10 protein-coding genes and 1 pseudogene are annotated in these 12,674 nt (G+C 45.5%); 5 read left to right on the forward strand and 6 right to left on the reverse strand.

Annotated elements, in window-relative coordinates; genetic code table 11:
- Positions 1-29: 29 nt before the first annotated feature.
- Positions 30-3,551, forward strand: a complete 3,522-nt coding sequence (locus KDC22_RS03940; protein ID WP_173138332.1) for an nSTAND3 domain-containing NTPase — start codon at positions 30-32, stop codon at positions 3,549-3,551.
- A 184-nt stretch (positions 3,552-3,735) separates the two neighbouring features.
- Here KDC22_RS03940 and KDC22_RS03945 read toward each other — a convergent pair whose 3' ends face one another.
- The 3 genes from KDC22_RS03945 to KDC22_RS03955 form a co-directional block, all read right to left on the reverse strand.
- A complete protein-coding gene (locus tag KDC22_RS03945) occupies positions 3,736-4,122 on the reverse strand; it encodes a retropepsin-like aspartic protease (RefSeq protein WP_173138330.1) in 387 nt (128 codons plus the stop codon).
- On the reverse strand, positions 4,112-4,366 hold the full coding sequence (locus tag KDC22_RS03950) for a hypothetical protein (protein WP_211722144.1): 255 nt from the start codon (positions 4,364-4,366) through the stop codon (positions 4,112-4,114). The genes KDC22_RS03945 and KDC22_RS03950 overlap by 11 nt, the downstream gene beginning before the upstream one ends.
- A 164-nt stretch (positions 4,367-4,530) precedes the next feature.
- On the reverse strand, positions 4,531-5,058 hold the full coding sequence (locus tag KDC22_RS03955; RefSeq protein ID WP_211722145.1) for a ClbS/DfsB family four-helix bundle protein: 528 nt from the start codon (positions 5,056-5,058) through the stop codon (positions 4,531-4,533).
- Positions 5,059-5,117: 59 nt separating this feature from the next.
- On the opposite strand from KDC22_RS03955, the gene KDC22_RS03960 reads away from it, so the two are divergent.
- Both KDC22_RS03960 and KDC22_RS03965 read left to right on the forward strand, forming a co-directional pair.
- Positions 5,118-6,083 carry an AraC family transcriptional regulator gene (locus KDC22_RS03960; protein WP_246553279.1) on the forward strand — a complete coding sequence of 322 codons (966 nt, stop codon included), beginning with the start codon at positions 5,118-5,120 and terminating at the stop codon, positions 6,081-6,083.
- Positions 6,084-6,110: 27 nt separating this feature from the next.
- Positions 6,111-6,716, forward strand: a complete 606-nt coding sequence (locus KDC22_RS03965; RefSeq protein ID WP_211722146.1) for a GNAT family N-acetyltransferase — start codon at positions 6,111-6,113, stop codon at positions 6,714-6,716.
- Positions 6,717-7,046: 330 nt separating this feature from the next.
- Here KDC22_RS03965 and KDC22_RS03970 read toward each other — a convergent pair whose 3' ends face one another.
- Together KDC22_RS03970 and KDC22_RS03975 are read right to left on the reverse strand one after the other, a co-directional pair.
- Entirely contained in the window at positions 7,047-8,822 is a 1,776-nt protein-coding gene (locus KDC22_RS03970) for an ABC transporter ATP-binding protein (protein WP_173138318.1), read from the reverse strand.
- A complete protein-coding gene (locus tag KDC22_RS03975) occupies positions 8,809-10,584 on the reverse strand; it encodes an ABC transporter ATP-binding protein (protein ID WP_211722147.1) in 1,776 nt (591 codons plus the stop codon). The genes KDC22_RS03970 and KDC22_RS03975 overlap by 14 nt, the downstream gene beginning before the upstream one ends.
- Before the next feature lie 207 nt (positions 10,585-10,791).
- On the opposite strand from KDC22_RS03975, the pseudogene KDC22_RS03980 reads away from it, so the two are divergent.
- A pseudogene (locus tag KDC22_RS03980) lies at positions 10,792-12,072 on the forward strand (amino acid permease); the annotation flags it as partial.
- Between the two features lie 64 nt (positions 12,073-12,136).
- Positions 12,137-12,193, forward strand: a complete 57-nt coding sequence (locus tag KDC22_RS33955; RefSeq protein ID WP_425517050.1) for a hypothetical protein — start codon at positions 12,137-12,139, stop codon at positions 12,191-12,193.
- 226 nt (positions 12,194-12,419) lie between these two features.
- On the opposite strand, the gene KDC22_RS03985 is transcribed toward KDC22_RS33955, so the two are convergent.
- Positions 12,420-12,665, reverse strand: a complete 246-nt coding sequence (locus KDC22_RS03985; RefSeq protein ID WP_211722149.1) for a hypothetical protein — start codon at positions 12,663-12,665, stop codon at positions 12,420-12,422.
- Positions 12,666-12,674: the final 9 nt, after the last annotated feature.

A 12,674-nucleotide genomic window follows, 5' to 3' on the forward strand; every position in this document is an offset into this window, starting at 1 on the left:
GTTTATTAATTATGTTAGGAGCCGAAAATATGCCAAATTATGATTTTCATAATTGCTTATCTCCACGAGAGTTTGAGGAATTGGCTAGAGATATATTGGAAATAAAAGAGAAGGTTATATTTAAAATCTCTAGTCGAGGAAAAGATGGTGGAATCGACCTTATACATCGTGAAGATAAAACAAAAATAATCGTTCAAGTAAAGTGCTACCAGAACAACTATAAACAACTACGAAGTGTTTTAAAGTATCAAGAGAAACAGAAAGCCAAATTCCTAAGTCCTTCTCGCTATATTCTCGTAGTTTCTCTTGAGCTTAGCAATGAGCAACGAAGTGAGATTATTAGTCTTTTTGAAGGTTTTATAAAAACAGAGGATGATATTATTGATAGGAATGATTTGAATCAATTGCTTGGAAAAGAACAGTATCACAAGGTAGAACAAAACCATTATAAATTGTGGATTAGTAGTACTGGTGTGTTAATTTCAATTATTGAAGGGATTGTTCATCGCGCTAGCTTAGTTAATTCGAAATTTGAACTTGATCAAATAAAGGAAACGGTGAAGGTTTTTGTTCAAAATCCTAGTTTTGGGCGATCACTAAGATTGTTAGAAAAGTTTAGATATATATTGATTTCTGGAGAGCCTGGTGTTGGGAAAACGACACTGGCACGTTGTCTAGCGGCGTATTACTTACAACATATGGGGTATGGTGATTTCATTTATGCGGACACGGTAAGAAATGCGCTTGAGATGTTCAAAGAGAAAGAAAAACAGGTTTTCTTTTTTGATGATTTTTGGGGAAGTGTATTTAAAGATGAGAAGCTCCCGCATAACGAAGAAAAGCACATGGTGAAGTTTATTGAACTTGTTTCTAGATCAAAGAATAAAATATTGATATTGACGTCACGTGAATATGTACTTCAGCAAGGCTTAGCAGAGTATCATGATGAACAGCTCAATAGAACATTTGATATCGGAAAATGTATGCTTCAAATGGAAGATTACTCTGAGGTGATTAAAGCTAAAATTATATTTAACCATCTATATTTCTCCCAACTTGAATGGGATTATGTCGAGATTATCGCTAATCACTATGAACCGATTATTAAACACAGTAATTATAGTCCAAGGATTATAAATGATTTTCTAAACCATGGAATGAACCTTATCGAAGATAATTCTCCTTCTGAGTTCTATAACGCCTTTAAACAATACTTAGATGAGCCATTATCTTTCTGGAAGAGCATTTTTATGCATCAGACTCGTGGAGCACAATTAGCTGCACTTATTTTGTTTTTATCTTCGCAACCCATGAGATTATGTGATTTAAAGCATTCTTACTACACTTGTTTAAATTTCATGAATGAAAGTAATACTTCTATTAGAAATTTGGAATTCGAAAGTATCATTGCACAATTAGAGAAAACAATGATTAAAACCTATTTGAGTAATGGAACAGCCATTATTTTGGTTGAATTTCAAAATCCATCTGTTAAGGATTTCTTATATTTATATCTATCTGATTCTTTAGAGCTCTTTGGCCAAATATTAATCCAAGGCTGCCCATTTCTAAATCAACTTCTGTTTATGTTTAAGACGACGGTTTCGGGGCGTAGCATTGAAGATAGCTCTGGAGATGATATCTTTATTCAAAAGAAAATAAATCTAACACCTACGCTGGAAATTATGCTCACAGATAAGATTATTACTGATTTTGATATTTTGAATTATTCCTATTTCGATAATGATATCTTTGAGAATAAATCGTCTGTGTATACAAAGCCAGATGACTGCATTGTCAGAAAATTAAATGATATTATGTTTAACTTTGACGTTGAGAAAAATAGTAGAATGAAAGAATTTGTGAAGAGCAAAATTCAGTATTTATGTGAAAGGCTTCATGATGAAGACTATCCATTTAGTTATGGTGATATGATTGAATTTCCCGATTTAATTAATAGAGTACTTTTGTTAAATATTGATTTAGATGAAGAAATAATTTTAGAGGACTATCATAGATGCTCCAGATTTGCTGAGCATTGGCTAACCTTCACAGAATTTGCAGGGATTTTTCCTAAAGCATATGCTAACTTCAAGAAAAAAAACTATAAGGAGATAAAGGCGAAAATCAAGTACTTATTGCTTGATGATATTGAGTTTTTTGCATCTGACATGCAGTATGAACGAATCGACTTTCTTATTGATATAATTTATCCCCGAATTTTAGATACGTTTAAATTACGTGATAGTAAATCCTTTTGGAAAGTTTTTAGATTCACTATGGGTTATGATAATGAAACGAAAAAAAACAATCAGTATGAGGCAGAAAGAAATATGAGAATAATAGAAAGAAGAGAATCTGAAGAGAAAATAAAAGAAATTATAAATGAGGAAAAAAGGGCGCTATTAGGAAGTAAAGCCGAAGCCTTAGAAGATCAAGAAATTATTGACTTTATAATTAAGAATGCACAAACTGCATCAGAGGCGGAAGAAATAGTATCATTATATGAAGATGAAGAACCTTGGTTTATTTACCCTTTTTATGGGAGCTGGAATAGATTATCGCTCTTATTAGAATTTTACCATGATCAGAAACAGATACCTGCAACGAGCCTATTGTTTTTTGAAATGTTAGCTGCTTTTCTAATTAAAGATAGTGATTCCACAAATCATGTTAATAATCTTCGAGAAATGTTTTCGGAATTTGCTTTGGATATGTTAAGAAAGGGTCAAACTATTTTTTCTGCAGAAACTCTCGAGAAGCATAAAGTCTTTCAAACCGCCTTTGAAAACAATCAGGTTGACCTTTTAGAAATATTATCATTTCCTTTCATCATTCAGAAAGGGAAGTGGTATATGTTTCAGACAGTAGTGTTTCAAGCGTATTTGTCACTAAAGGTATTTCTTACTCACAATACTAGTAAGCATTCAACTTCTTATAAAGAATTTCTGGACTTACAAAATGATTTCTGGGACTTCAAACACGATGTTTGGTTATTATGTTCTGAAATGGATATTGTGAGATTTAATGAGTTTTTTTTGGTTTCTGCTTTTCAGGAATATTTAAATATTATAGATTCAAGCAACCCCAAAACAGTTACTTCTTCGACTTTCAAATACCTTGGTCTTACTTTAAACTTTAATATTCCTTCAGATACCGCGTTTCCTGAAAATTCTGGTTCAAGTTGTAAGAGTTTAGAGGCTTCGATATTTGAATTTATTGGTCATGATTTACTCGATATTGAATTTTTAATGGATTCCTCTAGTGAAGAAGAAGTTAAAGAAGAGTCGTTAATGGATTTGAGCCAATTTATTCTAAAGTACGGTTCTAAAAGCTATGGAGAAAATGAATTTAAAATTGATTTAGCTGAACATAATGCTAACCATGAGTTATTGGAAATCTTCAATTCTTTAGGTGTATGTGATTTTTTATGGAATACTTATCACCAAGTTCAGGTCATGGTAAAGCAAGCAATAGAAGCAGATTATAATTACAGACTAGATTCATATAAGCAAGCTCCGCAGGTTCGTAGATTTTTCAGTGAAGAGTAGAGGATAATAAATTATGAGGAAGGAAGAATTAATTATTCAATCTATTGATAATTAACCCATCAAAGATTTTTTGGCGATATCGCCATACTATAGTTTTGATTTAAAGCATAATTTCATAGCAAACGGGCTTTTCCCGTGTGCTATGAAATAGCTTAAATATCAGCTTTCGAGAGGTAAGATGATCTTACCTTGCAGGAAACATTTCCATTCTATGCAGATCAATAACCATATCTCCATTTTTTAGAATATCCAGTCCAATAAGACCGTTGATATAATTAATACCTTCGTGAAAAATGCCGAAATCAATGGGAATATCATTCATAATCAATTCACCGATTTGGATTTGATCAATAGTTTTCTGGAATGTATATTCATCTCCGCCAATCCCAAAGCTACGCACAAGTTTATCGCCATTCTCAAATTTGATGCCTAGTTCAGAAACAATATCAGATGACAGGAGCGAGTGAGCCGCACCTGTATCGACAACTAATTTATCTATGGTTAAGGAATGATTTCTATAGTTAATTGTCATCTTTGTCTGAAGCAGACCGTGTATGAACTCAATTTGCATCTTGTCTTCTCCTATATAGAGGATGGTTTCTAAGTTCGACAGTGATATTCTCTTGTCCGGTATGATAAACAATATTATTATTCTTGCAATTTAGTAATAATCGGGTGGCCTCGTCAGGGTCCTGAATGGCACGGACCAGTGCGACATTATCTATGAACTGAATGTTATCTTGGGTATGAGAATCCAATATTTCGAGCAGTACATACTGATCGGGATAAATTGAACGAACCTCTTGCCATTGCATCTAGATCACATCCTTGTATTTATTCTTGTTTCCTATAATTATACCCTACTGTAATACGGGAGTGAACCTCATGTGATGTTATTACCGCTCAGAACATTACCAGATCCCATTTCGATTCTGGAATGGCGGGTTCCCGGCATTGGCGGGGGCCAAGGAAAGAGAGACTACGCCAGTGCTTCTGGCAGATGTTTTTTCCACTTTCTGATCTTCGCACGGAAGGATTTGAATGGAGCGGCTGAGTTGATGTGAATCCAGCGGGCCATAGGCCAGTTCTCCTTGGTTCCGGTCCATTGACGCGCGCCTTGGATGAACAGCTCCTGCTCTGTCAGCGTACCAATCCAGTCCAGCCAGTCCTGCTCTGATTGCCGGAAGATGCCGCGCAGCTCGGACAGGGAATACTCAGCATATTTGCTGTAAAAAGACTGATATAATCCGCCAAGCTCATTCCACTTATAACCCGGAGCGGGCATGGAGAAGGTCTGGCCTTCCCGTTCACTCTTGTCCCAATTCCTCACCAGCTCCAGCCATCCCAGCTGATAAGCGATGATCTCGGCCGGGGTTTTGTCCACCTCGGGAATTCGTGTGTCCTTGTATGTATTGTTAATTCCGTCGAATTCGGCATCCAGGAACAGGTACAGGTTATGGATCGTATCCATCAGCTCCTGTCTGGACGAGTATTCATAGCTTGCCATAGCCATCACTCCTTTACTTCGGTTATACCACAGGGTTGTGACAACAGTCTGTCCAGTTTATGATATTTGTACTGCATTGTACCATGAATGAACCGGGGGATTCAGCGATGAATGAGGAGTACAGAGAGCGGATCGGGAAGGTTATTGCTTACATCGAGGATAACAGCAGTCAGCCGCTGAGGCTGGATGAGCTGGCGGAGATATCCCATTTCTCCAAATATCATTTCACCAGAATCTTTACAGCCGTGGCGGGCATGACGCCCATGGCCTTTGTGACCAGGAAGCGTATTGAGCGGGCATTGGTGCTGTTGACTGAGACGGACCTGACCATTCTGAAGATCGCAGGTGAGAGCGGCTTTGAATCGGTATCAGTCCTGAATGTTCATTTCAAAAGGCATTTCGGCTGTACCCCCAGCAGTGTCAGGAGTAGCATGCAGAAACATAGCAATTTCCCGTCACTCCTCAGCAATAAGCAGGCAGAGCCGGCCGCCCCGGCGGATTACAATAAAGCAGAAGGTAATCCGCTGTTAAGGAGGGCATGGGACAGCATGGTAGAGATCAGGCACATCCCGGAGGTCGAAGTTGCCTATATCAGGCATATTGGAAGTTACCTGGACACGTATAGCGCCTGGGACAAGCTGAAGCGTTGGGCCGCACAGCAGGGGCTCCATCCGGCCAATCAGCAGTTCATCGGAATATCGCTGGATGATACGGAGTTCGTTCAAGAGTCTGTCTGCCGGTACGATGCTTGCGTTACACTTCCCGGGGGTTTTGAGCGCGAGGTTCACCGGAAGGAGGCAGAATTCAAGACCTTATCCGGCGGGCTGTATGCGGTGTATTCCTACTACGATACGGTAGATAGATTTGTCCTTGCGTATGACAGCATGTTCAGCGTATGGTTACCCCGCAGTGGCTATGAAGCCGATGACCGGCCATGCCTGGAGTACTGTCTGAATGATCCGGCGCAGGACCCGGAGGGCAAGTGCAGGGTTGATCTGTACGTCCCCATTAAGCAGGAAGCCTAACAATCAGAGAATGGAGTGCCAGCCAGTATGAATCTGGAAGTTGTGTTTGACCACTTCCCTGTCCTGCGGTCAGAGGAGCTTGTATTGAACAAGGTTGAGGAGCATCATCTGGATGACCTGTTCGAGATTTACAGGAATGACCATGTGTTTGAATATTGCGGGATCATTCCCAAGCACAATAAGACTACGGTGAAGAACATGATCGGTCATTATGAACGGGATTATCTCAAAAGATCACGGATCAAGTGGGGCATTTTCGCCGTAGAGGAGGAGTCACGCCTGCTCGGAATTATTGAAGCCTGCGATTTCAATCAGAAGGTGAATATGGTGACCATAGGCTATTTCCTTGCGGAAGCCCATTGGGGACAAGGCCTGGCCTCCAGAGCGGTGGAGCTGCTGACGGAATTCCTGTTCGAGCAGGTTCAGGTGAACAGAGTGCAGGCTGAAGTGATGCTGAACAATGAGATCTCCAAGAAGGTGCTGCTGAAGAACAGATTCGTCAAGGAAGGGATGCTGCGGCAAGCGGCCCTTTGGTCCGGCAAGGGAGTGGTCGATCTGGAGATCTACAGTATGCTGCGGGAAGACTATATGAAGCCAAAGACAAAGACAGCTGTGCTGCTCGCAGCGGACTGAGGAGCCGCCCTCGCGGTCCATCATCCATTCATACCAAAAACCGCAGACAGGGGCGAACCCCTGCTGCGGTTTTTGGTATTTGCTTATTTGAGCCTATATAAGAAGCACTAAAGAAATAAACAAAAAAGCAAAAGAAGCGGAGGGGAAATTTGGAACTGTAGGAGCGGTAGCGACCGCCTTTGTCACCGGATTTCACCCGCTAACAGCGGTTCAAAATCAAGAAATCTGGTGACAACAGCGGCCGGAAGTCCAAATGTTCACCGTAGTGACGACGAAGCTTCAAGTTCAAATCTTAAGAGCGTCTTATATAGGCTTATTTACAGTCCACACTTAGGCTTGCATCTTCTGCGCCGAATAGAGCCGGTGGTAAAGGCCACGGCGGGCAATCAGCTCCTCATGCGAGCCGCTCTCGGCAATGCCTTTGTTCGAGACATACATGATGCGGTCGCAGTTCTTCACCGTAGACAGACGGTGCGCGATGATGAACGAGGTGCGTCCCTTGAGCAGCTCATTCAGCCCCTTCTGGAGCAGACGTTCGGTCTGCGCGTCGATGGAGGAGGTGGCTTCATCCAGGATGAGAATCCGCGGGTCAGCCAGCAGCGTTCTGGCGAAAGAGATAAGCTGGCGTTGTCCTTGGGAGAGCTTGGAGCCGCGCTCATTCACCTCTGTCTGGTAGCCCTGGTCAAATTCACGGATGAAGTCGTCGGCACAGACCGCCTTCGCTGCGGCAATGACCTCCTCCTCGGTAGCATCCGGTCTGCCGTAGCGGATGTTATCCAGAATGGTTCCCGAGAAGATGAAGCTGTCCTGCAGCATAATCCCCATCTGTCCGCGCAGCGATTTCAGCGTGATCTGCGAGATATCCTGGCCGTCGATCAGAATACGTCCGCCGGTCAGGTTATAGAAGCGCGAGATCAGGTTGACGACCGTCGTCTTGCCGGCACCGGTCGGGCCGACCAGAGCGATGCTCTCTCCGGCTGCGACCTCAAGCGAGATATTCTCCAGAATATTCAGCCCCGGATCATAGGCGAAGGTGACATCGTCGAAGGTAACCCGGCCCTGAACGGGCGGAAGGGCCTTAGCGCCGGGAATATCGCTGACAGTCACCGGCTCATCCAGCGTCTCGAAGATCCGCTCCAGATAAGCGACTGCATTGATGAAGTTGTTGTACAGGTTCGAGAGATTCAAGATCGGCTGCCAGAAGCGGGCCGCGTAGCTGCTCATGGCGAGGATAACGCCAAGAGTCATGCTCTGCGGGTCCAGGGTCAGCAGGCCGACCAGGAAGATCATAGCCGTAACCATAGTAGACAGGTTATCGACACTGAACGGAATCAGCAGGTTGTAACGCTGCGCCTTCATCCATGCGGTGCGGAAATTACCTGCCAGACGGGTGAAGATTCCTTCATTACGCGTCTCCCGGGAGAACATCTGCGTGACACCGATGCCACTGATGCTCTCCTGCAGATAGGCATTCAGATTGGAGCTTTTGTTCGATACGGCCTGCCAGGCCCGGCGCTGCCGGGTCTTGATCAGCAGCATGACGCCGAGGAAGACAGGCAGTCCGGCAAGAATGATAAGGGAGAGCCGGACATCCACGGCGAACATGAACACAGCGATGAAGATCAGATTCACAATTTCCAGGATGAAGTTAATAATCCCGTTGGATAACACATCGGATACCGCATTGACATAGTTCACGACCCGGATCAGGATCTTGCCCTGCGGCCGGTCATCGTAATATTTGAACGGCAGATCCTGCAGATGCTTGAACAGGTCTGTGCGGATATCGAAGATAATATCCTGTCCGACGCTTGTCATAATCCGTGAGCGGATCGTAGCGAGAATTACGCTGACCACGATAGTCGCCAGCATTAGCATGGACCAGCCTACCAGCGGGCCCATGGCTTTGGCCGGAATGGTGACGTCCACCACATGCTGCATAATAAGCGGTGCTGACAGGGCGATAGCCGCCGACAATGCACTAAGCACAAATGCGATAAGCATCGGCTTTTTTTTGCGTCTGATATAGACCATGGCCCGCCGGAAATGCTTAATGTTAAACGGCGATTCCAGATTCTCATCGACATCGAATTTATTCCTGGCCACTCTCGGTCACCTGCCTTCCAATACCCTCGTTCTGCAGCATAAATACATCATAATAGTAGCCCCGCTTCGCCAGCAGCTCGGCGTGGGTGCCTTCCTCAATCAGACGGCCGCCCTCCAGAATAAGAATGCGGTCCGCCTGGGCGGTGGTCGATACCCGCTGCGCAATGATGATCTTCGTGCAGGGGTACTCCAGCTCGCGCAGGCTGCGCTGAATATGCTCCTCCGTCTCCAGATCGACAGCAGAGGTCGTATCATCCAGGATCAGGATCGGACGGCGGACCGCCAGGGCGCGGGCAAGCGCAATGCGCTGCTTCTGCCCCCCGGATAATCCGACGCCGCGTTCCCCGACCACGGTATCATATCCCTCAGGCATTTTGACAATGAAGTCATGGGCAGCAGCGAGGGCAGCAAAAGCCTTAGCATCCTCCTCCGGAAGCTCCGGATCGCCATAAGCGATATTGCCGTCAATGGTATCGGAGAACAGGAGCACGTCCTGTGTCGCCATACCGATATTACCGCGGAGTTCATCCAGCTCCAGCTCCCGGACATCTCTGCCGTCTACCAGCACACGCCCTCCCGCTACATCATAGAACCGGGGAATCAGGTTGATCAGCGAGGTTTTGCCGGAGCCGGTTGCGCCCATAATTGCAATAGTCTCACCGGGCTCAATTGTGAAGCTTACATCATCCAGCACGGTAGCGCTGTCATATTTGAACCGTACATGGTCGAATTCAATCCGTCCCTCGTAGCGGCGCTGCTCTATCTGATTATGATTGTTGACAATCGCAGGCCGGGCATAATAGAGATCAATGATTTTGGACAAGCTGGCAAAGAAACGCTGAATATCATTAATGATGATCCCGATATTGCGCATAGGATTCGAGACCGCCCAGATTAGCGATGAGAAAGCCGTGAATTCACCGAAGGTAATCCGGCCCTCCATCACGAAGTAACCGCCGGCCAGCATCAGCACGACGTTGAAGCCTTGAGCGAAGGTCTCCAGATAAGGGAAGTAGTCAAGCCAGACGAGGGCTGCTTTTTTGTTGGCCACAGCGTAATTGACGTTCTTCTCTGTGAATTTCTCGATTTCAAACTCTTCACGGGCAAAAGCCTTGACCACACGGTTCCCGGAAATATTCTCCTGGGTCGTCGTGTTGAGCTGGGACAGCCGTTCACGCAGGTCGATGTACATCGGGCGCACTTTTTTGGCGAAGATGAAGGCCACGATGAAGATCGGCGGTGACAGGATCAGCATCCACAGCGTCAGCTGGACATCAATAGTAAGGAAATAAATCACGGCCGCCAGGAAAATCGTCAGCGATTCAATAATCGTCTTGAAAATCCACGCCATCGAGTGCCGCACCATATCCAGGTCGCCTGTCATCTTGGTCATCAGGTCGCCGGTGCGGTTGCGGTCATAATACTCACGGTCCTGACCCTGAATCTTGTTGTACAGATAAATGCGGATGTTGTACATCATGTTCTGCGAAGACAATTCATACTGCATCGTCGTGAAATAGGCCAGCCCGGTGCGGAGCAGCGAGAAACCGATCATGCCCAGGCAGAGTGCAATGAGCAGTCCGCGTCCGGTAGCAAGATTCTGTCCTGCCTGGTCGCCGGCAATGAACGTATCGACGATACGCTGGCTGATGTAGGGGTTCACAATCGTAAGACTTGAGCCCACTACCGAGAGGCAGAGTGCCACGACATACCGCGCCCGGTTGCCTTCCAGGTTCTGCCACAGCCATTTGAGTTCAAACATTTGATCACCTGTTTCCTGTTGTACTTGATAAATAAACACAGTGATTATAACACTATGGTTCAGAATGTATAGGTTTTCGGGCAAATTTTTGTTACAACTCGCAAAACTTTTTGCCGGAGTAATTCTGCATTGCGTTAATGTATATCACAGCTTACAATAACTCTTGCATATTATGATAGTTACGTTGTTCACATGTGAAGCATACCTATGAGGGGGAGCGTTTTGTTGGAAGAGAAACAGTTGACAAGAGGACTGAAGCCGCGGCATATCGAGCTGATCGCACTGGGCGGTACGATTGGCGTGGGATTGTTCATGGGCTCGGCAAATACGATTAAGTGGGCGGGACCTTCCGTACTGCTGGCCTATCTTTTGGCGGGAATCATTATGTTTTTTGTGATGCGGATTATGGGCGAGATGCTGATTGTTGAACCGGTGACCGGCTCGTTTGCCACCTTTGCCCACAAATATATCAGCCCGCTGGCCGGCTTCCTGACCGCATGGAGCTACTGGTTCCTGTGGGTGACTGTCGGGATGGCGGAGGTTACGGCGATCGGAATCTATGTAGGGTACTGGTTCCCGGACATTCCGCAGTGGATTCCTGCGCTGATCGGTGTCGGCATCATTGCGGCAGCCAATCTGGCGGCGGTGAAGCTGTACGGGGAGTTTGAATTCTGGTTTGCGATGATCAAGGTGGTGGCCATTGTCGTGATGCTGGTGATTGGAACCGGGGTAATCTTCTTTGGTCTGGGGAATGGCGGGCAGCCGCTTGGACTCTCTAATCTGTACAGCCATGGCGGTTTTTTTGCCGGGGGGCTTAAGGGCTTCCTGTTTGCGCTCTGTATAGTCACCGCAGCCTATCAGGGGATTGAGCTGGTGGGGATTACGGCAGGGGAAGCGGAGAATCCCAAGCATACGCTGCGAAAAGCGATCAAAAATATCATCTGGCGCATTCTGATTTTCTATGTGGGGGCCATCTTCATCATTGTGACCATTTATCCATGGAATGAGATCGGCGAGATCGGCAGTCCGTTCGTGTTGACCTTTGCCAAGGTGGGCATTGTCGGCGCTGCGGGCATCATCAACTTCGTTGTGCTGACAGCAGCCATGTCGGGCTGCAACAGCGGGATCTACAGTGCGGGCAGAATGCTGTATACCTTGGCCCAGAATGGACAGGCTCCGAAATTCTTCGGCAGAGTCTCGGCCAGCGGCGTGCCCAGGAACAGTATTATCACAACCATTTCCCTGCTGCTGGTTGGCGTGCTGTTCAACTACCTGATGCCGGATTCCAAGCTGTTTCTCTATATTTACAGTGCCAGCGTGCTTCCGGGAATGATTCCATGGTTTGCCCTGGCCTTCAGCCAGTTCAGATTCCGGGAGAGGTGGAAAAGCGAGATGGCAGCCCATCCGTTCAAGTCCCGCTTTTTCCCGGTCAGTAACTACATTATTATTATCTTCCTGTCGCTGGTGATCATCGGCATGTGGTTCAATCCGGATACCCATCTGTCGCTGATCGTCGGAGCCTCCTTCCTGGCTATTGTGGTCGCCGGTTATTATGCTTTTGGGATCAACAAGCGTAGTCTTCCGCAGGAGAAGGAGGAAGGATAAATAAATACTCCTGATCGTTCTCGCGGAAATGGATGCCGTCCTTTTGAAGGATGGTATCCATTTATACTTGTAAGTTTTGCGCTACACATTACCCTCCTACGTCTAACTCGCTCCTTCTACTTCCCGCTGAAACGGCACGATCCTTGCTCAGACCAGCCAAAGCCTGGCCGATATCAAAATAAGTGGAAAAACGTCATCTAATAGTAGGATATTCGTTGTTTAAGGAAAATTTAGTTGGAAATTATACATTTAATCTGGCAGAATTCAGCTACTCTAGCAGATATGGCGAAATTAAGTGTCATAAATCCAACTATACCTGATGAGGCAGACATAGCCTGATCAATAAGTGCCCAAAATCCAACTAAATTCGCTTGAACGGGAACTGAAGCTTTTGAAGCTGCAGCAGCAGCAAAATCAGCAGGCGGCGATAGCCAGCCAGGGCGGATGCCTCCAAAGTAAAGCACCTTCGGAAGCATCCGCAGCCA

Source organism: Paenibacillus tritici (assembly GCF_018207515.1).
Lineage (GTDB): Bacteria > Bacillota > Bacilli > Paenibacillales > Paenibacillaceae > Paenibacillus_AQ > Paenibacillus_AQ tritici.